Below are 25,296 nucleotides of genomic sequence, written 5' to 3' on the forward strand. Positions count from 1 at the left end.
TTCATACTCTAGTATACTAAATCTTTCCTCTATACGCAAGAAAAAGACCGCCTTTAGACGGTCCTTTCTATAACAGTTATGTGTATTCTATTTATTTTACTTTCATAGATAATTTTTTATCCAATCGATGGATAGTATCTACAAAACGAACGGTTCCCGTTTTATAGCGCATCACTACGGAGTGAGTACGAGCACCACCAGGGAAATATTTAATAGAAGATAATACATTGCCTTCTGTAATGGCTGTGGCAGAGAAGATAACATCATCACCACTTACTAAATCATCGATGGTCAATACTTTGTTAAGGTCAGTAATACCCATTTCATGACAACGACGAATTTCTTCATCTGTAGCTGGTTTTAAACGAGCTTGCATATCCCCACCTGTACATTTTAAAGCAGCCGCTGCCAATACCCCTTCTGGAGCTCCGCCAGTACCTACAACCATATGAATACCAGAGCCTTCTAAACCACATTCCATAGCTGGATTTACATCACCATCTGTAATCAAACGAATACGAGCTCCGACAGCACGACATTCATCCATCAACCCTTGGTGACGTTCACGATCCAACATAACAACTGTTAAATCATCGATAGCACGTTCCATTTTTGCAGCTACACGGCGCAAGTTTTCAGTCATGGATTCATTCAAGTCGATCACACCTTTGGCGCGTGGTCCTACACACAATTTTTCCATATACATATCTGGAGCATGCAATAAACCGCCTTTTGGTGCAATGGCCAATACAGCAATGGCACCATTTTGACCTTTTGCAATTAGATTCGTGCCTTCAATAGGGTCTACGGCGATATCTACTTCTTCTCCGCCTGCCCCAACACGTTCACCAATATATAACATTGGTGCTTCATCAATTTCACCTTCTCCAATCACAACAGTACCAGAAATTGGCACTGTATCGAAGGTTTGTCGCATGCCATCAACAGCTAATTGATCCGCTGCATCTTTGGCTCCACGACCACATAAACGACCACTTTTTAATGCCGCTGCTTCTGTAACACGAACAAACTCTAAGGCTAATGTGCGATCCATTTTGACCCTCCCACTTGTGTCTACTATTTATTGGCTGCTTCCCAGTCCGCTAGAAAACGTTCTAATCCTGCATCTGTTAATGGATGTTTTAAAGATTGTTGTAACACATTAAACGGTACTGTAGCAATATGTGCACCTGCTTTGGCACATTGTGTCATATGCATAGGCGTACGAACGCTAGCCGCAATGATTTCTGTTGAAATATTATGAATCATAAAAATTTCAGCAATATCTTCGATTAATTGGATTCCGTCCATAGAAATATCATCTACTCGACCAACGAAAGGGCTTACATAGGTAGCACCTGCACGGGCTGCCAACAAAGCTTGGTTAGCGGAGAAAATTAATGTTACATTCGTTTTAATTCCCTCTTTAGAAAGCACAGCTACTGCTTTTAACCCCTCTGCTGTCATTGGCACTTTAATCACTACATTGTCACCCAACTTAATTAATTCACGGGCTTCTTTCACCATTTCTGGTGCTGTCGTAGCAATAACTTCTGCGCTCACTGGTCCCTCTACAAGATCAGCAATTTGTTGAATCACTTCGTGTAAGTCACGTTTTTCTTTCACGATTAAGGATGGATTTGTTGTTACCCCTGCAATAAAGCCCATTTCATAGGCTGCTTTAATGTCATCAAAATTAGCTGTATCAATGAAGAATTTCATAGCGGACTCCTTTCTAAGCCTCTGGATGAATATGAGTTAAACCACCCATATATGGTTGAAGCGCTGTCGGAATACGTACAGATCCATCTGCTTCTTGATTGTTTTCCAAAATCGCAGCCACTGTACGACCTACAGCCAAACCAGATCCATTTAATGTATGTACAAATTCTGGTTTACCTTTTTGTTCACGACGGAATTTAATATTACCACGACGTGCTTGGAAATCCGTCATGTTGGAGCAAGAAGAAATTTCACGATATACGCCTTGGCTCGGCATCCAAACTTCGATATCGTACGTTTTAGCAGAACCGAATCCCATATCACCTGTGCACAATGTAATAACACGATGTGGTAATTCTAACACTTGCAAAATACTTTCTGCTTGCGCTGTTAACGTTTCTAATTCTGCAAAAGATTCTTCTGGTTTTGCAAATTTCACTAATTCTACTTTATTAAATTGATGCTGGCGGATTAAGCCACGTGTATCACGGCCAGCAGACCCTGCTTCGGCACGGAAACAAGCTGTAAATGCTGTATAATATTTAGGCAATTCATCAGCTGACAAAATTTCATTGGCATGATAGTTTGTCAATGTAACTTCTGCGGTCGGAATGAGGAAGTAATTTTCCCCTTCCACTTTATACATATCTTCAGCAAATTTTGGCAACTGACCTGTATTCGTCAAAGTTTCACGAGTGACAATGTAAGGCGTCATCATCTCTGTGAAGCCAGCACTACCATGCATATCTAACATAAAGTTAATCAATGCACGTTCTAATCGTGCACCAATCCCTTTGTAAATAGTGAAACGAGCACCACTTTCTTTAGCAGCTCTTTCAAAATCTAAAATTCCTAAGGATTCTCCTAGGTCCCAATGCGCTTTTACGTCAAAGTCAAAAGAGCGAGGCGTACCCCAACGGCGTTGTTCGATATTTTCGTTTTCATCAGCCCCTACTGGTACAGAAGCATCACACATATTAGGTAACATCAAAGCCACTTGTTGTAATTCTGTTTCCACGTCACGCAATTTAGTATCCAATGCACCGATTTCATCACCTACACGTTGCATTTCTGCAATTTTATCATCTGCATTTTCTTTATTGCGTTTTAATTGGCTGATTTCTGCCGTTACTGCATTACGCACTGCTTTCAATTGTTCTACTTCTTGGATGATAGCGCGTCTTTCATCGTAGAACTTCACAAAGCTAGCTAGGTCGCCTGTTGTATGACGACGATCTAAGTTTTCTTGTACCGTTTCAATATTCTCACGGACAAATTTTAAATCCAACATAATCATGACCTCATAGAATTCATTTAAGTACTTAATTAATCTACCTTTAATATTAGCACATTTGCTATTACTTTTCTACCTTAATAGGCATTTACTTGGGCAATTTCCCCTTACCCTTTCTCCATCTCTGAAAGGATAACAAAACAGCGACCAAACTCATTTCTGTTTAGTCGCTGTCCATCTACGCACCTCACAACATCCTGTGCGTATACATATATTATTCTTCTGCTGTTTCTTCCTCTTCTACTTTCACCGCTTCTGGTTTCATGAGAGGGAATAACAATACATCACGAATGGATGCAGAGTCCGTTAAGAACATGACTAGACGGTCGATACCGATACCCAAACCTGCAGTTGGCGGCAAACCGTATTCCAAAGCTGTGACAAAGTCTTCATCCATACGATGGGCTTCATCATCACCCGCTTCACGTTCTTTTAATTGATTTTCAAAACGTTGTTTTTGATCGATTGGGTCATTTAACTCGGAATAGCCATTTGCCAATTCACGACCATAAATAAAGATTTCAAAACGTTCTGTAGTCAATGGTTTCTCACGATTTTGTTTTGCTAGTGGGGAAATTTCAACTGGATGTCCATATACTACAGTTGGTTGCATCAAGTTTTCTTCTACATATTCTTCAAAACACAAATTCATGATTTTACCAATACCATCGGCTTCACCATATTCTACATTTAAGCGATCTGCAATTGCACGTGCTTCACTCAAGGTTTCAATAGCATCAAAGTCTTCCCCAGTGTATTGTTTAATACCTTCTTGCATAGTGATGCGATTCCATGGTGGAGTCAAATCAATATCCATGCCTTGGTAGTTAATTTTTGTTGTACCAAGTACTTCTTGTGCACAGTAGGAAACAACCCCTTCTGTCAATGCAATAGCATCTTCAAAGTTACCATAGGCCTGGTAGGATTCCATCATAGTAAATTCTGGATTATGACGAATAGATACGCCTTCATTACGGAAAGAACGGTTAATTTCATATACGCGCTCTAAACCGCCAACGATCAAACGTTTTAAGTATAATTCAGGGGAAATACGCATATAGATATCAATGTCTAAGGCATTATGATGCGTAATGAATGGGCGTGCTGCCGCACCGCCCGGAATAGCATGCATCATAGGAGTTTCTACTTCCATGAATTGCTTGCTGTTTAAATACTCTCTAATTTTCGCTACGATTTTCGTACGTTTTACAAATGTATCACGAACGCTTGGATTTACAATTAAATCCACATAGCGTTGGCGATAGCGAAGTTCTGTATCTTTCAAACCATGCCATTTTTCTGGTAATGGACGAAGGGATTTAGACAATAAAGTCAATTTATTGACTTTCACTGTAATTTCGCCTTTTTGTGTTTTAAACACATGGCCCTCGATACCTACAATATCGCCCATATCAAGCATTTTTACATATTTGTAATCTTCTTCTCCCATAACATCTTTACGGAAGTATACTTGAATATCGCCAGATAAATCACGCAAATTAGCGAAGGCTGTTTTACCATGAGAACGAATTGTCATCAATCGGCCAGCAATCACAACTGGTTGACCATCAAAATCACGGAATTCATCCTTAATTTGGAGTGCCTTATGTTGAACAACAAATCGTTGTCCAAATGGATAGATATTATCCTCTTCATATTGCGCCAACTTTTCGCGGCGTACCAACATTTGATCGTTTAAATCCAATTGTTCTGGCACATGTTTTTCTTCGCTCATGAGGGGCCTCCTTATACTTCTTTACCCTTATTGAATGCTTAATATTTTGAAACTCACCATACCATCTGGTGTATTCACTTCTACTTTGTCACCTTTCACTTTTCCTAAAATCGCCACGCCTACCGGGGATTCATTAGAAATACGATTGTTGAAAGGATCTGCTTCAGAAGAACCTACAATAGTGTAGTCTAATTCTTCATTAAACTCTTCATCTAACAAAGTTACTTTACTACCTACTGTCACTGTATCGCCTTTTACATTTTCATCAATGATTTTAGCAGTATTAATTTTATTTTCTAATTCAATAATGTGACCTTCGATGAAAGCTTGTTCATTTTTCGCATCATCATATTCAGAGTTCTCTGAAATATCACCGTAGGAAATAGCAATTTTAATACGCTCTGCCACTTCGATTCGACGTACAGATTTATAATAATTTAATTCTTCTTCCAGCTTCTTCAACCCTTCGGCTGTAAGTAAGGTTTCTTTTACCTCTGCCATGTATGTCTCTCCATTTCTATTCCTCATATACAGAAAACAGTGCCACATGACACTGCCTCCCTTATGAAAAAGTTACTTAAATTTCTTATTAACAATAGCTATAATTATACTGACTTCTCTTGTAAATGTCAATGTGAAAGCCTATACTTGTACGACACACATGGAGTTTACCCTATTTTTTATAAACACTTTCATAGATAGCTAACGCATCCTTAGGTGTAAGATTACTATATGCTGTAGGATAACGAACACAACTATCCGCAATATCCGGTAAAGATTCTTTTGGAATCCCTACTTCTTCCAAAGTAGATGGCGCGCCTATTTCTTTGAAATATGCTTCTAAGGCTTCGATACCAGCTAATGCATAGTCTGTATCACTCATAGTGCCTTGTTCAATGCCCCACACTTCCTTAGCAAAACGCATCAACCGCGCTGTAGCATTGGGCAAAATCCAACGCAAATACGCTGGATGCATAATCGCCAGACCTGCGCCATGAGGAATATCATAAAAAGCTGACAGGGCGTGCTCTAAAGCATGCGTCATCCAGTCTTGATCTTTGCCTAATCCTAAGGAACGATTCAAGGCTAAGGTAGCACCCCACATAATGTTAGAACGAGCTTCATAATCTTCTAAATGTTCCATGGATTTCCTGCCATTGCGCACGATATTTTTAAAAATTCCCTCAATGGCAGAATCTGTCACATTATCATCATCAGGTGTAGATACATATTGTTCCAATAAATGGGACAACATATCTACGATGCCATAGGCAACTTGCTTTCGCGGTAACGTGTAGGTATAGGTAGGGTCTAACATAGAAAATTGTGGAAACAAAGCCGGTCCATAACCGCTTAATTTTTTCTGTGTTTCCCAATCTGTAATAACACCACCATTATTCATTTCACTGCCAGTAGCGGCCATAGTTAATACTACACCAAATGGCAATGCCTCCATCACAGGCTGATGGTCTAAAAAGAAAGTTTGCCAAAAGTCAACCGTATCTGGTAAGGTAGCACCACCTGCAATAAATTTCGTGCAATCAATAACAGAACCACCGCCGACGGCTAGAATAAAATCAATATTATGTTCTTTGCATAAAGCAATACCTTCACGCACTTTCGTAGTTCGTGGATTTGACATAATCCCACTTAACTCAAACACTTCCTTACCTGCTTGTTGTAAGGCTTCTTTTACCGTATGATAAATACCATTCTTTTTAATACTACCTCCACCATAAGTAAGTAGCACTCGTGTTCCGTAGTGACTTAATTCAGCTGCTAGTGATTCCTTCACACAGTCTTTGCCAAACACTATTTTGGTTGGGTTATGGTAAATAAATGATTTCATTCGACCCTTGTCTCCTTACTATTAAATACGCCTATCGATGATAGAATGAATAGGCAATTGTTCTTTCATAGACTGTATCTGCTTTAGTCTTGCTTTCACCATTCATATTGATATCATTCGGCACAAATTGTGGCTCAATGGCAATGCCTGCATGACTGCCATAATGACGTTCTCGGCCATCTTCGTCCAACCAATTTCCTGTATATACCTGAAAGTGTGGCGCATCTGTATGGAATACCGCTGTCACATCCTTACCTTGTAACACCGCAAAAGGCACAACAGAATCTACTGTTTTACTTCCCTCTACTGGAGCCGTTACAAAATCATGGTCATATCCCTTATATTGACTTAGGGCATCAGCATAATAGTCCAATGCCTTTTGTAGATCCATACCATTTCTAAAATCAAATGGTGTTCCATCCACTGATGCTGGTTCCAATTGCGGGATTTGATGGTCTCCAAATGGCATATACTGATGGGCTCCTAATTCTAATACATGGTTCGATAAGTCACCTTCTCCATGCAGATTAAAGTATACATGATTCGTTAAGTTCACAAAGGAATCTTCAGAGGTTGTGTACACATACGTGACTACTAACGTCTGCTCTACCAATCTGAATACCGCTTCTACATAGAAATCACCTGGAAATCCATCTTCTTCAGAAGTAATAGAATGAGAGAGATGTACCACTGTATCAGAACAATTTTCCTCCACTGCATCCCATAGACGATGCCCAATATTTCCTTTCCCACTATGCAATAAGTTGGGTCCATTGTTAGCTGTTAATTGATGAACTGTACCATTCCACGTATAGGCTGCATTGGCAATACGATTCGCCACACGGCCTACGGTAGCACCCAGTTGTCCATGCTTTGTTTCATAGTCTTGTGCAGAATCATAACCCAATGCTAAATGGCGCTGCAACACTTTATCATAGACAGCGACAATGGTGGCACCATAATTACTGATTTGTACTCGTAGTACTTCATTTTCTATTGTATATACATGAGCCTCTTGGCCTGTTTGTAAGTGTCCAAAAGATTCTACTTTCATCATAACTCCTAACCTCCGATACGCCACATAGGACGTTCCACTTTTTCAATGGAATTTCCATCATGACTCGCGTATCGACCTTGTAATGCCTCTTCAATGCAATGCAATATAGTTTGTGGTGTACCGCCATTTTGTATAAGTCCACGCAAGTCTAAATCTTCATCACGCAACAAACATAAGCGTAGCGATCCATCTGCAGTGAAACGAATCCGATTGCAAGAAGAACAATATTGATTGGACAAAGGAAAAATAAAGCCAATTCGTTGTCCATCTGGCAATTGGAAGTATTGAGCTGGTCCAAATCCCAATCGGTCTGTGACTGGAGTTAACTCAGATCCCACAATGCGTTCAATCTGCTCCTTCCACTCTCCAAAGGTTGGCACATGACTTTGTTTCCCTTGGAATGGCATATATTCAATAAATCGCCAGACCACATCCCACTCTTTTCCATAATGCAACAAGGTTTCCACTTCTTTGTCAGAAAATGGCGCTTGCACTACAGTATTAATCTTTATGTTTTGAAAGCCTGCAGTTTTTGCAGCTTCTATACCACGAAGCACACCAGCTAATTGTCCATTGCGACCTACAGCTTTGGCAAAACCCTCTTCTTCCACAGAGTCTAAACTAATATTTAATCGCTGTACCCCTGCTGTAAATAAACGTTTCGCCTGAGTTTCTAATAGACTACCATTGGTAGTCATAGAAATATCGGAAAACCATTGGCTCTCTTGTATACGCTCTAACAACTCATATAAATGTGGATACAATAATGGTTCTCCCCCAGTTAAGCGCAAAGCTTTGATGCCTCCTAAGTGCAATGCCTCTAACAAAGGCAACCAAAAGCTTGGCGGCAACACAGGCGCCATAGCTTCTGTAATCTCCTGAGGCCGACAATAGGCACAACAAAAATTACACGCTTCCGTTAAGGAGATACGTGCATACTCAATGACACGCCCTTGGCTATCACGCATTGACTGGCTCCTCAACAATACGTACTGCATCACCTACTTGAATCTTTCCGCCTTCTAGCACACGGCCAAATATCCCTTGCGTAGGCATAATGCAACTTCCTACTTGTTGCATAATTTCACAACCTTGATGACACTCTTTGCCGATTTGTGTAACCTCTACGATAGTCTTACCTAAGGCTAATTTAGTACCCACTGGCAATTGAAATAAAGTCAAGCCTTCTACAGTAATATTTTCTGCAAAATCACCAGGGTTCACATCAGCACCGCTTTTACGCATTAATTCGATACTTTCAATACCAAGCAAGCTCAATTGACGATGCCATGGGCCTGCATGAGCATCTCCTTCAATACCATGATTTACTACTAACTCCGCTTCAGGGATGTTTGTTTTCTTTTGTCCTTTTGCTCTGCTAATTGAAATAGCAATAATTTTTGCGTCCATTATATCTCCTTAGATTATTATATTTAAAATTACCTATATAGTTTCTATTATATCACGTTTGTATAGTAAATCTATAACAAAAAGCACGCCCTTCCAGAAAGCAATCCATATGTTTGCATTTCTAAAGACGTACTCTTTATTTTATATTCTTTAAACTAATTATTTTTTTATATCCCTCTGACCTAAACCATTAAAAACCATATTTAATACGACCGCTAGAATACTGCCAAAGGTAATACCACTTTCAAAAATAATCTTCGCAGCTGGTGGAAAGTTATGATAAAACTGTGGAGCTCCAATAGGAATCATAGCCACACCAATACTCAATGCTACAATCATCAAATTATGATTATTTTCGTAATCTACCTTTCCCAAAGAGCGAATGCCGCTAGCAATAATCATGCCAAACATGGCAATCCCTGCACCTCCAAGCACTGGGCTAGGAATGGATGCCACTACGGCTGCTAATTTAGGAAACAGTCCTAAGACCATCAAAATCATACCAGATGTAGCTACTACGAAACGGCTTTTCACATTAGTCACTGCAATTAATCCAATATTTTGAGCAAAAGCTGTATAAGGAAAACTATTTAAAAAACCACCTATGCATGTAGATAATCCATCCGCTTGTAAACAAGAACTTAATGTTTTCTTATCCACTTTTTTATCTACAATTTCACCTATGGCAATGGCATCTCCTGTAGTCTCTACCATACATACAGACATAACTACAAGCATAGCGATAATGGAGCTTACATCGAAGGTAGGCATACCGAATGCAAGTGGTGTCACTAAGCCTAACCAATCTGCCTGAGTCACCTCAATAAAATTCACTTCTCCTAAGGCATACGCAATCATAGTACCACCTAATAAGCCAATAAGAACTGACAAATTACTTAAAAATCCTGTAGTAAAACGATTTACTAAGACTACAATGAGCAATGTTAATCCTGCAAACCATAAATTTGTGGAACTTGCGTAATTAGGATCTGCTGGAGATACGCCGGCAATCCACATAATCGCTACAGGCATCAAACTAATGCCGATAATCGTAACGATGGTCCCCGTTACCACTGTAGGAAATAATCGAATGAGTCTACTAAAATAAGGAGCGATGAAAAAAGTAAATATCCCCGCCACTATAATAGCTCCATACACAGCTGGTAAGCCATGTTCTGTTCCTATAATAATCATTGGTGCTACAGAGGCAAAGGTAACTCCTTGAATCATCGGAATTCGCGCACCCACTGGTCCTATCCCTATGGTTTGAATCAACGTAGCAATACCACAAGCAAATAGGTCAGCATTTATGAGGCGAATCAAATCTGGAGTAGATAAACCTAAGGCATTCGCCAGAATGATAGGAACGGCTACAGCCCCTGCATACATAGCCAATACATGTTGTAAACCATAGGAAAACAACTTAGGTAGGGGTAAGATTTCATCAACAGGATGCACCTGTTTAGCACTTTCACTCATGCCATTTCTCCATTCTTCAATACATTTTATTAAGAAGTTATGCTAATTATAATACTTTTATATTAAATCATAACTTATATAATTTGTCAAAAAGATAGCCTACTCATCAAGAGTAGGCTATATCTTATTTAGCTTTATATCCTTTTACAGTTGGATTATGGTCTTTCATAGCTTGTTCTAAGCCGAAAATAACCATCTCATTCATATATGTGCGCAATTCATCATTTTGTACTTTTTCAGCGTGACGTGCTAATATGCCTAAAAACTCAGCTTTATAAGTTTCCACTTGATCACCAGCTACAAAGCGATGTCCATTTAAATAGTTTTGATAATCCATATATAGGCTATTCAATACTGTTGTGCCATAGCTATCTTGTTTCCAGCGATGGCTATCGATATAAAAGTTTTTACGTACATTCATATAATAAAGAGCATTCTTTACATCCAACTGGCCAGCAGAAACAACTTGGTTTGTTTGTAATTCAAATAATTGTTTACTATGTGCTTGTCCATAGTTTGCAAATGTATTGACTACTTGTTTTACTTCCCAATTTGGACTTTGTACAGAAACACCAGATTGCATATCAGCTATCACAGCTACCCCTTCTTGTGCTGGCAACATCAATGGGTCTTGTGCTGCATACGCAGTTTGCCCCAATGCAATAACACCTAATATGGCAGCTCCTGCTATCCAACGTTTACTTTGTTTTTTCATATAAAAGCTCCTTTCAGTATTTCATTCTATATCCCTATTATACAGATTGTACCTCTTTTATTCAATGAGCAATTGTATATTCATTTAGTCTATTATATTCTATCCATCAAAGTATATGTCTTGACTTTTATCAATCCATCAAGTACCATAAGAGTAACTATGATAATATCTATCATTATCGTTTTACTGTGGAGGTGACCATGAAGTATTTTGAATTAGAAGCACTGCCTTACCCTGACCATGCCTTAGAACCGATTATCAGCAGAGAAACACTCACATTTTTGTATACCCAGGTATACAGCCATGCCATATCTTCACTTAATGAACTAGTTGAAGAGTGTCCTGACCTTCGCTTTGGTCATATTGACTGTCTGTTAGGAGGCCTAAGCCATGTACCACAAGAAATTCGACAAGACATTCAGTGTTATGGTGGAGCCTATAAGAATCTAACCTTATTTTTGCACACGTTGACAAGCCCTAATACAAGTACCATCAACGGACCAATCAAAGATGCTATCAACCGCTCTTTTGGGTCCTTGGAAACATTCCAACAGCAGTTTACGAAGGAGGCTCACGCCCATGTTGGTAATGGTTGGACTTGGCTTGTGATCAACCCAGACAATACCCTTTCTATTACTTCCACAAAAGAACAAAACAATCCAATTATGGATATGCAAACTGCCATTTTAGGTATCAATATGTGGGATTACATGTATTCCTCATCTAACCGTCAAACCTATATTGATACCTTCTTCACCATTGTGAATTGGAAGATCGTGAACCACATCTACGAAGAAACATTAAAAAGTCCAAATCGCTTTGGCCACGAATAAAACAAATAAAAAGCTGTCATCACCTCGTTGTGTATGACAGCTTTTTTCTATTCTTCTGGTACGGTGCCCACATGGACTGCTACAATGCCACCTGTAAGTTCAAAATACTTAGCATCTTGTAGTCCCACATCTTTAAAAATTTGAAGAACACCTTCTTGCCCCACATAACGGCGCAATGATTCTGGCAGCCATGCATAGGATGATTGATCTCGGCTCAATTTCCCCAACACAGGCAGAATCTTTTCAAAGTATATATAATAGGCTTGTTTAAACCCAAACATAGTAGGCTTTGCCAATTCCAAAGTCACTACTTTGCCTCCCGGTTTAACAACACGTTTCATTTCACGAATCGTTTGTTCAATGCTTGGCACATTGCGCAAAGCAAAACCAGATACAGCACCATCAAAGGTATTGCTATCATAAGGTAAATCCATTGCATCCCCTTGGGTCAAGGTCACTCGATCTGTATATCCTTCTTTCTCTAATCGATTTTGCCCCACCGCTAACATTTCAGGACTAAAATCAAGTCCTTCCACATGTAAAGACGGAATTTCTTGTAATGCTGTTTTTGTTAACATACAAGTACCACAAGCAATATCTGCTAGTTGCATACCTTCCGTTAATTCTAATTGTGCTATAGCAAATCTACGCCACCGTGCATCTTGGTTAAAACTCAATAATGTATTCATCACATCATAATGCTTCGCAATATGAGAGAATACATCTTGCACGTAAGCTTTTTTATCTTCATGTGTTTTAAATTCCACAATATACCTCCAGTTATTTATACTGCTATTCATTATACACGAATGGATGAGGATATTCCATAATTTGTGATTTTTTTCTCTTGCCAAAAGTATATATTCCGTTTATAATGTCTTTATGTCTTTTATGAGTAGATATTTGTACTCGATTTTAAGTATTTATAAGTATAAGGAGTTTTCTATGAGGGCATTATTTCAATTCATCAATAGATTTAGCCTCATCCAGCAAATCTGCGTAGGTCTCTTAATCGGCACTGGTATTGCCGTATGGTCTCCAGAAAATGCTGTGAAGTTATCTTTATTAGGTACCATCTTCGTAGGTGCATTAAAAGGTGTAGCACCTATATTAGTATTTTTCTTAGTCATCGCAGCAGTCAGTCGTCATCGTTCCGGTCAAAAAACTGGCATGCGTTCCATCATCGTATTGTACTTAATCGGCACATTTGCATCTGCAGCTATCGCCGTAGCAGGTAGTTTCTTATTCCCTACGACTTTGCTATTAACAGCGTCTCCAGCTGATACAGCACCTCCTAGTGGCATTACTGCAGTACTTTCTACTTTATTAACTAATATTGTTGAAAATCCTGTGAAAGCCATTTTAAGTGGTAACTATATTGGCATTCTTGGTTGGGCTTTATTATTTGGTTTTGCTCTTCGTCATGCAGCAAATGAAACGAAAGATGTGATGGCTTCCATCTCTGATGCGATTACATTGGCTGTACAATGGATTATTAAATTTGCTCCTCTTGGTATCATGGGCTTGGTAGCTCAATCTATCGGTGAAAATGGATTAGGCGCTTTACTGACTTACGGTAAATTGCTATTAGTCCTATTAGGATGTATGTTTGCAGTAGCACTCATCATCAATCCATTGATCGTAGCTATCGTCATGAAACGCAATCCATATCCATTGGTATTCCGCTGCCTTCGTGAATCTGGTGTGACAGCCTTCTTCACTCGTAGTTCCGCTGCGAACATTCCAGTTAACATGGATTTAGCAAAACGTTTAGGCATTACACCTGATACCTATTCCATTTCCATTCCATTAGGCGCTACTATCAACATGGGCGGTGCAGCTATTACCATCACTGTTATGGCATTGGCAGCTGTATCTACATTGGGTATTCAAGTAGATCTAGCGACAGCAATCTTACTTAGCATTATCGCTACCATCTCCGCTTGCGGTGCCTCCGGTGTAGCTGGTGGTTCACTCTTATTGATTCCATTAGCTTGTTCCCTATTCGGTATTTCCAATGATGTAGCTATGCAAGTGGTTGGTGTTGGATTCATCATCGGCGTGATTCAAGACTCCACCGAAACAGCATTAAACTCTTCTACAGATATCTTATTTACAGCAGCTGTAGATTATGCGCGTCATGGCTACCCAACGGACAAAGTATAAACGTATACTTCACACATACTGTTTGAAAGGTCTATTTGTTCTTTGGTATGGGATGCCCAATAGAATTTATAATTACATATGGCTTATGAAAGTAAGCCCTAACAAGGCTAATAAGGACTGGTACAATCTGTACCAGTCCTTTCTTATTTCTGTCATCACTTATATTATAAAGCAAACTGAATAATATGCTTCCTCTTATACCCCAGTGTATCCGTGTACTACATTCGGTTTCACTACGAATGTTGGCAGTACCGCTTCTACTAATAGGCTTAATTTTTGTGAAAGTTCCTCTTTCGTATATTTCACATCATGCGGTACTTGTACGTCAAAACTAATCTTTCTATGTTCCATATCAATTCGAATATCGTATAAAGAAAAACTGTCATCATAGGCTTGAATCACTGCCACTAAACGTTGTTGCAAAGCTAGGGTTTGCTCATTGACAACGATTGGATCCATATGAATGGTCAATTTTAACTGTAATTCTTTCAAAGCTTGTCGTTCTACACGATCAATCATATTATGGATGGTCATCGCATCTTGTTTCGCATCTACTTCTACGTGGATAGAAGCATACTCGTGGCCTGGACCATAATCATGAATCATTAAATCATGAGTTCCTAAAATACCAGCCTTAGATTCTACAAAATTAATAATCTCTTGTACACGTTCTGCAGTAGGTTCAAATCCTAATAAACGATCTGTCGCTTCTTTCAGCACTTCAAAACCAGCTTTGGCAATGATAAGTGCCACAATTAAGCCTAAATACCCATCAACGCTCAATTGGAATATACCGCCCAACAATAAGCCAATAGCAATCGCTGCCGTCGCCCATACATCGGATAAAGCTTCTTTCCCATTGGCACGCAAGATAGGAGAATCAATACGATTACCAATGGAACGCAAAAAGAAGGATAACCAAATCTTCAAAGCCATAGCCCCTAACATAACAGCCAGTGCGGATATGGAAAACTCTACTACCTCGGGATTCATAATGTGCTCCACCGCTTCAATACCTAATTGAGCAGCTACTACAAAAAGCAAAATAGAAAAACCAATGGATAATAGATATTCCATTCGACCATGTCCATATGGATGCTCTGCATCTGCTTTACGGCCAGATAATTTAAAACTCAAAAAGGATACTAAGGATCCCCCTGCATCAGCCACATTATGGATAGCATCACTAATCATGGCAATGGAGCCGATAAGAAAACCAATGATTAATTCCCCTAAACAAACTAACACATTTACCACAATACCGGTGATACTCGCCATAATCCCATATTGTTGGCGTACATTAGTATCTTTGACTTCATCTTTATTTTTTACAAATAAACGGATTAATACTTCTGTCATACTACACCTCTTTTATCTATTTAACATATACTCACAATTCTACCCCATTCTAATCTGCTATATCACAGAGGTAGCTTTTTATTCTCATTTACTTTCTCATTATATACTATTATTTAACTATTATCAACTATAATTTTAATTGAGAATCTTTGATTTCAAAATAGTTATAACCTATGTCATATACTCATACAATAAGGTAGGGTAGATTTCTTTATACTATCTTAGACCTCTATCGTTACTATCATTTCATATCATAACTTGTATGAGTCTATACATATTAAACATATTTTGCTTATAGGTACTGCACAATATATCAATTATCATCATATATTAGCATAAAAAAACTGTAGTGATAGTATCCCCATCACTACAGTTTTTACTATATATCTTTTTAATAGATTACCATTTATGTTCGTAGAACACTTGCGTCCACATAGACACTTCTGACAATGTTGGGTGTGGAGCCATAGCCTCGCCAATGGAGATAACAGATTGTGGATCCAAGTACCTTGTCAAACCTTGTGCACGTAGTTCTTTCGTTGTATTAGAACCGATTTCTTCATGAACAGGAACTAATTTCACTTCACCACTATTCATTAAATGTACATATGGTTGGAACAAGATCGATGCTTGTGGTCCCACGATATGAGCCCCTAATAGACGATTCGTAGCTTTGTCTACTACTACCTTAATAAATCCATCATGCACATCGCCTTTATCGATACCAAGGGCCATACCTTTTGCGGAGTTAGAATAGTGGTTAATACCAACTCCCACATCATAACCATCCTCTTTGGCTTCTGCTTCAGTCATACCGACACGACCTACTTCTGGATACGTGAACGTCACCATAGGAATCAAATCATAGCGTGCCCAACGATAGTCTGTTGGAGATGTAGCACGATATAAATTATGAGAGATAATATCCCCTTCATAGTTGGCACGATGACGGAAGGCTGCATTACCATTCACATCACCTAATGCATACACACCTTCTACAGATGTTTCTAAAAATTCATTAGTTTTAATCCAGCCACCTGGTAATTGCTCAATATGAGTATTTTCTAGGTGCAAATCTTCTACAGACGGAGCAATCCCAGTAGCCACCAAAATTTCATCTACACGGATTTCAGATACTTCACCTGTAGTACGGTTTTTCACAGTGATTACTTTATCACCATTATCCACACGTACATTATCACATACAGTATCTGTTAATACGTTCACTCCAATGGCTTTCATTTCTTCTAAAATATGAGCAGAAATAGCTTCATCTTCTTTTGGCAATAAACGCACATTGCGCTGGATTAACGTCACTTCCGTACCTGCTGCGGCAAACACACCAGCAAATTCTGTACCAATAGGACCACCACCAAATACAGCTAGTCGTTTATATGGTACTTTTGGATATTCACTGCCAAAGAATTTTTCACTTGTAATATAACCTGCTTCTTCTAAGCCATCTACATGATTTACTTTAGAATGACCGCCTGTACCAATGATAATAGTAGGTGCTGTAATTTCTTCTGTTTTTGTACCATCTTGCAATGTTACATATAATACTTTATCACTTACAAATGTAGCTGCTCCATGGTATACATCAGCGTTATCAAAGCTTTCATAGAACTCTTTAACCCCTTTGCTTTTATTGATAGCTTTCCAAACCCGTTCACTCACTACATCCCAGTTAAGAGTCGGTGTGGCAGTTTCTACACCAATTTTTTTCCAACCATGGCTTTCATGTACCACATCCGCTGCAGTAACCATTACTTTTGTTGGAATACAGCCACGTGTTAAACAAGTGCCACCAAAGCCTGTTTTTTCAATAACAGCTACACGTTTGCCTGCTTTTAATGCTGCATCAGCTACTAAGCTAGCACCACCAGTACCAATTACGATTACATCATATTGTTTCATTTACGTCATCCTTTCTAAACCAATGGATAATCTTTATTCTTTGTATATAGTATATCATACATCGACTATTTTAGATATGAGAATTTTTACTATTTTCCACTGGCAATAGAATCTAACAATTCAATATACGTTTCTTTTGTTAAAGGAGCTTCAAAGTTTTCTAAAATTTCTTCCGCAACCTGTGCCTCATCATATAATAAATCAACAATAGTCATGGCTAAGGCTTGAGCCGTTTTAATATAGGCTACATCTGGTACGGTAATATTATATTCCGCACTATGGAGCACCCCTTCAATACATCCCACCCAAGGGTGGATAACAGGCATTAAATGGGATACATCGCCCATGTCAGTACTTGCTGTCATATGCACCCGTTGACGTACATTGTCTGTACCAAATAGCGGTTCTGAGTTAGACCGCAATAAACTGTTCATATCTGGATTATCACGCATCGGTAAATAGCCCGGTAGATCATGAATCACACAAGTAGCCCCCACTGCATCTCCGCCAGCTTTCAAGGCACGATTGACACGTTGATTCCCATCCACAATAGCTTGTACATTAGAAGCACGCACATAGCTTTCAACTTGCACATAATCTGGTACACAGTTGACCAAGGTTCCCCCTTGATTAATGATAGGATGGAACCGGAAATAATCGCTCTCTTTGAAAGTCTCACGAATAGCATGTACTCCCATCACCCCCATCAAAGCTGCATTTAATGCGTTAATCCCTTCATGAGGAGATGCCGCTGCATGGGCAATTTTACCATGGTATTCAATCAGTTTTGCCACAAATCCATTGGAGGTACTACCTAAGTTCATTTCTCCCGTAGGTGTGTCCGCTGTTTCCACATGCATTTGCATAGCCATATGGATATCATCAAAAGCTCCTTCATAAATCAGCTGTTGTTTACCACCTAAGTATTTAATCGTTCCTTTTTCACGCAATGTATTGCGATAATCCACTTCAATCATCTCTTCTGCTGGGACTGCAAATAAAACTACATCCCCACCAAGAGCTTCCATAACGCCTTCCGCTTGTAAGCCCATGGCTACTGCAAATAAATTGGCAATTTGCACATTATGTCCACAACAATGGGCTGCCCCTGTCATAGGATCTGCCTTTGGATGACGGTGACATACGATGGCATCCAATTCACCGATCATGGCGACAGTTTTTTTAGATTTACCACCATGCAAACGACCTTTCACACCTGTAATAGCATGACCAATCGTAAAAGGAATCCCTAGCTCTGTAAACATATCTTGTACTTTTTGAGATGTTTTATGCTCTTTATAACCCAATTCTGGTTCATCCATAATGGCGCTAGCTAATGCACGCAATCGACCTTGACCTACCACAATGGCATCACATACACGTTGTTTTACTTCTTCTTTCGTTAACATAATCGGTCTCCTTTTACATTGTATGAAAACACCTTTTACTAAAAGGTATCTATGTATAACTCTTGAACTCTATTGTACCACGAAATCAAAAAGAGAGTTGATAGGAAATCATCAACTCTCTTTCATTAGGTTCAACTATAACCTATATGGTTATATTCAAATTTAAATCACACCTTGCATATGTAATACAAAATGAGCTACTGCAGCAGCACAAATAAAGGTACCTGCCGTTACCGCTAAGGCTACTGGAATAATTCTCCAAGATAGACGACGGAATGCTCCTAAGTCTTTTCCCAAGGAGAGACCTGCATAGGCTAATACTGGTGTGGTTGTAGCCAAGAATGTTACTTCTTTTGTTTGTGCAATAATCCATGCTTGCCCTGGCATGATTGGCAAGGATGCAATGACCCCTACTAAAGATACCCAGAAGACCATAGGGAATCGATTAGCTAATGGCAAATAGGAAATAATCGCACCAATAATTGCTAACCCAGCAATCACAAAGACTCCTACAAGACTTGGTCCCAATAGATGCTTGCCATCAATGATATTACCCAGAGCAGTCATAATAGCTGCAATGCATATAACAATGACAAATTGTGTAATTTTTTCACTCATAGTCATCTTATTGTCCCTCCTCTGCCAAATCTTGTTCACGTGTACGACCTGTAAAGAAATTATATGTTTTTTCCATCACAGGTAAAGACACGAAAATACCAAAGTAAACTCCTAGTACAGTAGTCAGCAAATTCGCTGCCCCTGCTAAAGCTGCAATTTGAGCTTCATATTCTGGATATACTGCAATGATAGGGGCAGTAGAAGCAGCCATCATACTAGCACTACCTACACCCGCACCCATAGCCAAGGCCAGTGGATGGAACCAACCCATTTGAGCAAAAAATCCTGCTAGTACAGACGCCCACATAGCACCAATCAATACGCCACAAATATACATGCCCATAACGCCACGGCCTTCAGGAGAGCTAAAGCCAAATTTATCAATAATAATCGCTACATTAGGTTCCCGGTCTACAGAGTAACAAGCACCCACCGCTTCACGGCGCATTCCTACTAATAATGCCACTGGCAAGCCGAATAAAATAGTACCAAAGAAATGGCCTAACTCTTGTAACATAAGAGCCAACCCAGCAGTAGAAAGAATTTCTAAATTAGGACCAATCCCTAAGCCTACTTTAACCATTAAGAGCATCACTGCAATCCCAAGATAATCCGCTGATTTTTCCATGGTTTCTACTGTTAAAATTTTGAATGATGGAATGGATACAAACAAACCCATAATCAACGCATAGAGAAGCGGTAAGAATACCACAGCTCCAAATCGTTGGATTCCGATCATTTCTGCAATGATGGTAATCACAAGAGCCAATGCATGTAATTTCCAGTTTTGTAATACTTGCATACAATACCTCCTATACTAATAACTATAACTATTTCTTTATTATAGTAAAGTTTAACGTGCACGGTCAATGTGTGAGTGATTCCGAATTAGCAATAGGGTTGCAAAAATAAAATAAGAGGTGAATAGCTGTACTATCCACCTCTTATGATTAAGAGCTAGTATATTGAGTTATCATATGCCGTATAGTTGGCTTATGCATTTACTAATGCTTTTCCTAATGCTTCACATTGTTCTTTACCAGAATCATCAGGTTCGCCCATCACTGGTAATTTATCAACTACAACGCCATTAGCGCCTTCTACACGACCAGCCCAGTCATCTAACCAAGAGCCACCCCAACCATAGGAGCCAAACAATACTACTTTTTTACCTGCCAATTTAGGTTCTAATGCTTCATAGAATGGTGCAAATTCACCGTCTTCCAATTCTTCAGCACCCATGTCAGCGCAACCTAATGCTAATTTTTCATAATTAGCAGCTTCATCAGCAGTGATTTCAGAAACGGATTTTACTACCACTTCTTGACCAGCATCAGCGATGCCTTTACCTACAGCTTCTGCCATTGCAGCTGTGTTACCTGTTCCAGACCAATAAATTACAGCGATCATAATGTTACCTCCTAGCATGCCGTTACGGCAACCAAAGACTCTAAAGATTTTCCTTTATTCAACTGTGCATGACAATAGTCACGACACATTCGAAAACAATGAAATGCGTGCATAGCTGACGCTTGATTTCCATACACCTTCCAGTCGCCACAGACTTTATAGCCTGCTCCGCGGAATTGGATAAACGCTTTTACATCTTCTAATGGATATCCTAAAAACACACCGATTTCATGAGGAAATACGTCGCTCATTTCAATACGATCACGCAAATGTAATAACCAATCTGCCAAAGTTTCATAGGATTCATATCCATAATTTTGTAAAAATGCTAGCACCTCAGGTTGTCGCAAATAGTCCTCAAGCATACGTTCACGAAATACGAGTAATAATTTTCGTTTATTACAATGGCACAATTCATAAAAGAATAGACCTTTTTGATTAAATTTATCATTATACTCATGTGTTTTTTCTACCAGCTTAGCCCCTAAATGCTGAGGTAAAGCAACAAGATTTGCCACTTTAATACCTCGAATCGCGGGCGCACAATGGTAACCGATAATCTGCTCGATGGATTCCATTTGTTGTACCTGCCTTTTTACTTATTTTGGGGAGAACACTTGCTCTCACAGCAAATAGATAATCCGGATATATATCATCTCGAAAGATGAATCAAAATAATGAAAATTATTTCTATTATTATAATACAAATAATCCTACCATATGTCAATAAGCATGAGAAGTTTTTTCATTTAAAACAAAAAAGTTGCACTCTTTGAAAGATAGGTATTTCATACTACTCATAGTCAATACTATTCTTCAAAGTTTGCAACTTTTCTTTATAATAAATACTGTAATTGTTTTCTCAGTGCTGTATCTTGCACATTTGTCATGACATATTTTACTCGTGGGGCTCCTGTACTATCTGACAAGAATGTAATTTGCAGATACATAGGATATTCCACTTGCTTAAACCATGTATTTACAATGATTTCACCTGCATATACATGTTTTCTTATTTCTCGAAATGGGACAATCACTTGGAATAATTCAGGGTGTTCTTTCACATATGAATCATAGTCCTGAATCATAGCGACTGTATATTTAAACCCTACAGGAGCTGATGTAGGATTCCAACCACCTTGCTTAGGACCAAATCCATATAGCAAGATGCCTTCACCATAACGGGCATAGTAATAATTGTTATTTTGTTTATCCATCAGCATGTAGGACTCACTTGTATCAATACCAATTTGTCGTAGTCCCTCTTCCAATGACTGTGGCATTCCACTAGAAATAATACTAGTACTGCTCCCTGCTTGCACAAGCATAGTAGTCGGCCATCTATCCGATACCGTATTAGATGCTTCCACACCAATCTTACTGCCAACTAGCATACATACAAGCGTACATAGCCATACAAAATATGTTATTTTTCTATTCATTATATCCGCCTAACCTTGTTTCTTTTGCATTTTCGCCCAGGTATCACGCATACCTACAGTTCGATTCATCACAATATGGTCTGGCGTGCTATCCTTATCTGTTACAAAATAACCGGTACGCAAGAAATGATAATGATCACCTACTTGTGTATTACGGAATGCTGCTTCACCTTTAGCAGATTTTACTTCTAAGGAGTTTGGATTCAACTGTTGTAAGAAATCCTTATCTGCCGATTCGTCATCTTTTGCAGATAATAAATAATCGTATAAGCGCACTTCCATATCTACCGCTGTAGAGGCTTCTACCCAATGTAAGATACCTTTTACTTTCTTTTGACAGCCTGTTCCAGATTTTGTAGTTGGATCATAGGTACAATGGATTTCAGTGATATTGCCATTGTCATCCTTTACTACAGATTGACATTCAATGATGTAGGCACCTTTTAAGCGTACTTCTTTGCCAGGTGCTAAACGGAAGAATTTTTTCACTGGCTCTTCCATAAAATCACCACGCTCAATGTACACTTCTCGACCAAATGTCACTTCACGTGTGCCCATTGCTTCATTTTCTGTATTGTTCTCGATCACTAATGTCTCCGTTTGCCCTTCTGGATAATTTGTGATGACAACTTTTACTGGGTCTAGTACTGCCATATACCGTGGCGCTTTTAATTTCAAATCTTCACGGATACAGAACTCTAATAGACCTACTTCTACCATGCTATCTGCTTTGGCTACACCAATACGTTCACAGAAATCCCGAATGGACTCTGGGGTATAACCACGACGACGTAAACCAGAAATCGTTGGCATACGAGGATCACCCCAACCACTTACAAGATTTAACTCAACTAATTGACGCAATTTACGTTTACTCATGACCATATTCGTCACATTTAAGCGAGCAAATTCAATCTGTTTTGGTTTTTCTGTATCTTCCCAATCTTCCAACACCCAATTATAGAGTGGTCGATGCACTTCAAATTCTAAGGTACATACAGAATGGGTAATACGTTCAATCGCATCAGATACTGGATGGGCATAGTCATACATAGGGTAAATATTCCATTCAGAACCTGTACGATGATGTTCAGCATGTAAAATACGATACAATACAGGATCTCGCATTACGATATTAGGGTCTGCCATATCAATTTTGGCACGTAATACTTTTTCTCCATCCTTATATTTGCCCGCTTTCATTTCTTCAAAAAGACGTAAGTTTTCTTCTACGCTACGGTCACGATAAGGACTATTCGTGCCAGGAGTTGTAAAATCACCACGAGTAGCACGGATTTCTTCTGGTGTTTGATCATCTACATAGGCTTTACCTTTTTTGATCAATACTTGGGCATATTCATATAATTTACCAAAATAGTCAGATGCATAATGTACATCCCCATGCCATTCAAAGCCTAACCATTTTACATCTTCTTCAATGGATTCTACATATTCCACATCTTCTTTCACAGGATTTGTATCATCAAAACGCAAGTTTGTTAAGCCATGATACGATTTGCCAAGACCAAAGTTAAGACAAATAGATTTTGCATGTCCAATATGCAAATACCCATTTGGCTCAGGTGGGAATCGCGTATGAACACGTTTTCCATAGGTATTTTCTTCATTGTCTGTATTAATAATCGCTTCAATAAAATTAACAGTTTGAGGCGTTGTTTCTTCTGTACTCATCATCGTCTCTTTCGATTCCATGTGATTCTTCCTCTCTTAGATTGATTATACACAAGTGCACGTTCTGCACATTCTCTTTATTATACCACAGGAACAGCTATGTTTCACCGTTTTCTTATGAATGAAACCAGCAATTTTCATATCAGTTCTCTACCATTTATTTCTCGATGGATTGGTAATTAACGCTTTCATTGACACAGGTCAACAATGGTTTACCATGTACACCAGCAATCAGATTATTAGCTGTCAGCATAGCCATCTCTTTACGAGTGCGATCAGTGAAAGACCCAATATGAGGTACCACTAAGCATTTACCAGTTTTAAGTAATGGATGGTCTGCCCCAATTGGTTCTGGATCTACCACATCTAAAGCCGCGTAATCGATTTGACCCGTTTCTAACGCGTGCACTAATGCATCTGTATCCACAATCTTTCCACGTCCCACATTGACAAATAAAGCCGTCTCCTTCATCATTTCAAAAGCTTCTGCATCAATTAAATGATGTGTTTCCTCTGTCAATGGAGCCATTACTAAAATAATATCACTAGTAGTGAGCAACTTGCCCAGTGATACATAGGTTGTCATGAGTAAACTATCGTCATTGCGACGATTACGGTTATGATACTGTACAGTCATCCCAAAAGCACGAGCTCTACGAGATACGGACACACCAATTTTACCCATACCTATAATGCCTAATGTCATACGGCTTAAGTCTTTACCTTTAATATTTGAAGGACGTTCAACCCATTTACCCTCCTTAACGAACTGAGCATTTTCATAAATTCTACGACTGGCAGCTGCCATCAATGTAAATGCTAACTCAGCTGTGGTTTCTGTTAATACATCAGATGTATTGCCATAAGGTATATGACGTGCTGTTAACGCATCGATATCAATATTATCATAGCCCACAGAAGCCTGTGCAATTACCTTTAAATTTGGCGCATCTTTAACTAGTTCTTCATCCACAGTAAAATGATTAATACTCCATAATCCATCTGCATCACGAAGCCATTCTTTTAGCAGCTCTTTTGGCATTTTTTCTTTTTCTGTCCACTGACGCACTGTCACATGTTCACTTAAATAAGCGACTACATCTTTACGCACTAAACCCGGTACTACTACTATTGGTTTATTCATTTGTTACCTCACTTTCATGTATCCTATGTATCTACCCTATAAGTA

24 protein-coding genes are annotated in these 25,296 nt (G+C 39.0%); 2 read left to right on the forward strand and 22 right to left on the reverse strand.

Annotation, left to right across the window (positions count from 1 at the left end):
* Positions 1–91 precede the first annotated feature (91 nt).
* The 11 genes from glpX to EO112_RS02390 form a co-directional block, all read right to left on the reverse strand.
* Positions 92–1,054, reverse strand: a complete 963-nt coding sequence (gene glpX, locus EO112_RS02340) for a class II fructose-bisphosphatase (RefSeq protein WP_062401433.1) — start codon at positions 1,052–1,054, stop codon at positions 92–94.
* A gap of 23 nt (positions 1,055–1,077) precedes the next feature.
* Entirely contained in the window at positions 1,078–1,722 is a 645-nt protein-coding gene (gene fsa / locus EO112_RS02345) for a fructose-6-phosphate aldolase (protein WP_127162752.1), read from the reverse strand.
* A gap of 13 nt (positions 1,723–1,735) precedes the next feature.
* Positions 1,736–3,013, reverse strand: a complete 1,278-nt coding sequence (gene serS / locus EO112_RS02350; RefSeq protein ID WP_009353820.1) for a serine--tRNA ligase — start codon at positions 3,011–3,013, stop codon at positions 1,736–1,738.
* A gap of 217 nt (positions 3,014–3,230) precedes the next feature.
* Positions 3,231–4,751, reverse strand: coding sequence for a lysine--tRNA ligase (gene lysS, locus EO112_RS02355; protein ID WP_009353797.1), 1,521 nt, complete (start codon positions 4,749–4,751; stop codon positions 3,231–3,233).
* 27 nt (positions 4,752–4,778) lie between these two features.
* Positions 4,779–5,252 carry a transcription elongation factor GreA gene (gene greA / locus EO112_RS02360; RefSeq protein WP_009353798.1) on the reverse strand — a complete coding sequence of 158 codons (474 nt, stop codon included), beginning with the start codon at positions 5,250–5,252 and terminating at the stop codon, positions 4,779–4,781.
* 172 nt (positions 5,253–5,424) lie between these two features.
* Positions 5,425–6,600, reverse strand: coding sequence for an iron-containing alcohol dehydrogenase (locus tag EO112_RS02365; protein ID WP_009353818.1), 1,176 nt, complete (start codon positions 6,598–6,600; stop codon positions 5,425–5,427).
* Positions 6,601–6,631: 31 nt separating this feature from the next.
* On the reverse strand, positions 6,632–7,654 hold the full coding sequence (locus EO112_RS02370; protein WP_164723935.1) for an aldose epimerase family protein: 1,023 nt from the start codon (positions 7,652–7,654) through the stop codon (positions 6,632–6,634).
* A gap of 8 nt (positions 7,655–7,662) precedes the next feature.
* Positions 7,663–8,625, reverse strand: a complete 963-nt coding sequence (locus EO112_RS02375; RefSeq protein ID WP_126940703.1) for a GTP 3',8-cyclase MoaA — start codon at positions 8,623–8,625, stop codon at positions 7,663–7,665.
* Positions 8,618–9,070, reverse strand: a complete 453-nt coding sequence (locus tag EO112_RS02380) for an MOSC domain-containing protein (RefSeq protein WP_038144922.1) — start codon at positions 9,068–9,070, stop codon at positions 8,618–8,620. Before EO112_RS02380 ends, EO112_RS02375 begins: the two co-directional genes overlap by 8 nt.
* Before the next feature lie 156 nt (positions 9,071–9,226).
* The gene (locus EO112_RS02385; protein ID WP_127162757.1) at positions 9,227–10,546 is read right to left on the reverse strand and encodes a nucleobase:cation symporter-2 family protein; all 1,320 of its coding nucleotides are present in this window, start codon (positions 10,544–10,546) and stop codon (positions 9,227–9,229) included.
* Positions 10,547–10,670: 124 nt separating this feature from the next.
* The gene (locus tag EO112_RS02390) at positions 10,671–11,261 is read right to left on the reverse strand and encodes a hypothetical protein (RefSeq protein WP_009354067.1); all 591 of its coding nucleotides are present in this window, start codon (positions 11,259–11,261) and stop codon (positions 10,671–10,673) included.
* A 200-nt stretch (positions 11,262–11,461) separates the two neighbouring features.
* Between EO112_RS02390 and EO112_RS02395 the strand changes: the two genes are divergently transcribed.
* On the forward strand, positions 11,462–12,094 hold the full coding sequence (locus EO112_RS02395) for a superoxide dismutase (protein ID WP_127162759.1): 633 nt from the start codon (positions 11,462–11,464) through the stop codon (positions 12,092–12,094).
* Positions 12,095–12,141: 47 nt separating this feature from the next.
* Here the strand turns inward: EO112_RS02395 and EO112_RS02400 are convergent, their stop codons facing one another.
* On the reverse strand, positions 12,142–12,861 hold the full coding sequence (locus EO112_RS02400) for a class I SAM-dependent methyltransferase (RefSeq protein WP_240629328.1): 720 nt from the start codon (positions 12,859–12,861) through the stop codon (positions 12,142–12,144).
* A 178-nt stretch (positions 12,862–13,039) separates the two neighbouring features.
* On the opposite strand from EO112_RS02400, the gene sstT reads away from it, so the two are divergent.
* Entirely contained in the window at positions 13,040–14,260 is a 1,221-nt protein-coding gene (gene sstT / locus EO112_RS02405; protein ID WP_127062062.1) for a serine/threonine transporter SstT, read from the forward strand.
* Between the two features lie 195 nt (positions 14,261–14,455).
* Here sstT and EO112_RS02410 read toward each other — a convergent pair whose 3' ends face one another.
* The 10 genes from EO112_RS02410 to EO112_RS02455 all read right to left on the reverse strand — a co-directional run bounded on the left by EO112_RS02410 (position 14,456) and on the right by EO112_RS02455 (position 25,251).
* The gene (locus EO112_RS02410) at positions 14,456–15,619 is read right to left on the reverse strand and encodes a cation diffusion facilitator family transporter (protein ID WP_240629329.1); all 1,164 of its coding nucleotides are present in this window, start codon (positions 15,617–15,619) and stop codon (positions 14,456–14,458) included.
* 399 nt (positions 15,620–16,018) lie between these two features.
* On the reverse strand, positions 16,019–17,536 hold the full coding sequence (locus tag EO112_RS02415) for an NAD(P)/FAD-dependent oxidoreductase (protein WP_127162761.1): 1,518 nt from the start codon (positions 17,534–17,536) through the stop codon (positions 16,019–16,021).
* Between the two features lie 89 nt (positions 17,537–17,625).
* Entirely contained in the window at positions 17,626–18,945 is a 1,320-nt protein-coding gene (locus EO112_RS02420; protein WP_062401415.1) for an amidohydrolase, read from the reverse strand.
* A gap of 162 nt (positions 18,946–19,107) precedes the next feature.
* Positions 19,108–19,569 (reverse strand): hypothetical protein, encoded by a 462-nt coding sequence (locus EO112_RS02425; RefSeq protein ID WP_038144458.1) that lies wholly within the window; start codon positions 19,567–19,569, stop codon positions 19,108–19,110.
* A 1-nt stretch (position 19,570) separates the two neighbouring features.
* Entirely contained in the window at positions 19,571–20,365 is a 795-nt protein-coding gene (locus EO112_RS02430; RefSeq protein ID WP_009353070.1) for a DUF3100 domain-containing protein, read from the reverse strand.
* 191 nt (positions 20,366–20,556) lie between these two features.
* Positions 20,557–20,973: a flavodoxin domain-containing protein gene (locus EO112_RS02435; RefSeq protein WP_009353092.1), complete on the reverse strand. Its 417-nt coding sequence runs from the start codon at positions 20,971–20,973 to the stop codon at positions 20,557–20,559.
* Positions 20,974–20,984: 11 nt separating this feature from the next.
* Entirely contained in the window at positions 20,985–21,551 is a 567-nt protein-coding gene (locus EO112_RS02440) for a DUF3793 family protein (protein WP_127162763.1), read from the reverse strand.
* 258 nt (positions 21,552–21,809) lie between these two features.
* Positions 21,810–22,415: a hypothetical protein gene (locus EO112_RS02445; RefSeq protein WP_127162765.1), complete on the reverse strand. Its 606-nt coding sequence runs from the start codon at positions 22,413–22,415 to the stop codon at positions 21,810–21,812.
* A 9-nt stretch (positions 22,416–22,424) separates the two neighbouring features.
* The gene (locus EO112_RS02450) at positions 22,425–24,128 is read right to left on the reverse strand and encodes a glutamine--tRNA ligase/YqeY domain fusion protein (RefSeq protein ID WP_127162767.1); all 1,704 of its coding nucleotides are present in this window, start codon (positions 24,126–24,128) and stop codon (positions 22,425–22,427) included.
* A gap of 136 nt (positions 24,129–24,264) precedes the next feature.
* The gene (locus EO112_RS02455) at positions 24,265–25,251 is read right to left on the reverse strand and encodes a D-glycerate dehydrogenase (RefSeq protein WP_127162769.1); all 987 of its coding nucleotides are present in this window, start codon (positions 25,249–25,251) and stop codon (positions 24,265–24,267) included.
* Positions 25,252–25,296: the final 45 nt, after the last annotated feature.

Source organism: Veillonella sp. VA141 (assembly GCF_003992175.1).
Taxonomy (GTDB): Bacteria; Bacillota; Negativicutes; order Veillonellales; family Veillonellaceae; genus F0422.

Coding starts and splice junctions, on each gene's coding strand:
- EO112_RS02440 (WP_127162763.1), bottom strand. CDS start 21,551: ATGGAATCCATCGAGCAGATTATCGGTTACCATTGTGCGCCCGCGATT.
- EO112_RS02445 (WP_127162765.1), bottom strand. CDS start 22,415: ATGAATAGAAAAATAACATATTTTGTATGGCTATGTACGCTTGTATGT.
- fsa (WP_127162752.1), bottom strand. CDS start 1,722: ATGAAATTCTTCATTGATACAGCTAATTTTGATGACATTAAAGCAGCC.
- EO112_RS02430 (WP_009353070.1), bottom strand. CDS start 20,365: ATGCAAGTATTACAAAACTGGAAATTACATGCATTGGCTCTTGTGATT.
- EO112_RS02420 (WP_062401415.1), bottom strand. CDS start 18,945: ATGTTAACGAAAGAAGAAGTAAAACAACGTGTATGTGATGCCATTGTG.
- EO112_RS02410 (WP_240629329.1), bottom strand. CDS start 15,619: ATGACAGAAGTATTAATCCGTTTATTTGTAAAAAATAAAGATGAAGTC.
- EO112_RS02455 (WP_127162769.1), bottom strand. CDS start 25,251: ATGAATAAACCAATAGTAGTAGTACCGGGTTTAGTGCGTAAAGATGTA.
- glpX (WP_062401433.1), bottom strand. CDS start 1,054: ATGGATCGCACATTAGCCTTAGAGTTTGTTCGTGTTACAGAAGCAGCG.
- sstT (WP_127062062.1), top strand. CDS start 13,040: ATGAGGGCATTATTTCAATTCATCAATAGATTTAGCCTCATCCAGCAA.
- EO112_RS02385 (WP_127162757.1), bottom strand. CDS start 10,546: ATGAGTGAAAGTGCTAAACAGGTGCATCCTGTTGATGAAATCTTACCC.
- EO112_RS02415 (WP_127162761.1), bottom strand. CDS start 17,536: ATGAAACAATATGATGTAATCGTAATTGGTACTGGTGGTGCTAGCTTA.
- EO112_RS02395 (WP_127162759.1), top strand. CDS start 11,462: ATGAAGTATTTTGAATTAGAAGCACTGCCTTACCCTGACCATGCCTTA.
- lysS (WP_009353797.1), bottom strand. CDS start 4,751: ATGAGCGAAGAAAAACATGTGCCAGAACAATTGGATTTAAACGATCAA.
- EO112_RS02375 (WP_126940703.1), bottom strand. CDS start 8,625: ATGCGTGATAGCCAAGGGCGTGTCATTGAGTATGCACGTATCTCCTTA.
- EO112_RS02370 (WP_164723935.1), bottom strand. CDS start 7,654: ATGAAAGTAGAATCTTTTGGACACTTACAAACAGGCCAAGAGGCTCAT.
- serS (WP_009353820.1), bottom strand. CDS start 3,013: ATGTTGGATTTAAAATTTGTCCGTGAGAATATTGAAACGGTACAAGAA.
- EO112_RS02390 (WP_009354067.1), bottom strand. CDS start 11,261: ATGAAAAAACAAAGTAAACGTTGGATAGCAGGAGCTGCCATATTAGGT.
- EO112_RS02435 (WP_009353092.1), bottom strand. CDS start 20,973: ATGATCGCTGTAATTTATTGGTCTGGAACAGGTAACACAGCTGCAATG.
- EO112_RS02450 (WP_127162767.1), bottom strand. CDS start 24,128: ATGGAATCGAAAGAGACGATGATGAGTACAGAAGAAACAACGCCTCAA.
- EO112_RS02425 (WP_038144458.1), bottom strand. CDS start 19,569: ATGACTATGAGTGAAAAAATTACACAATTTGTCATTGTTATATGCATT.
- EO112_RS02365 (WP_009353818.1), bottom strand. CDS start 6,600: ATGAAATCATTTATTTACCATAACCCAACCAAAATAGTGTTTGGCAAA.
- greA (WP_009353798.1), bottom strand. CDS start 5,252: ATGGCAGAGGTAAAAGAAACCTTACTTACAGCCGAAGGGTTGAAGAAG.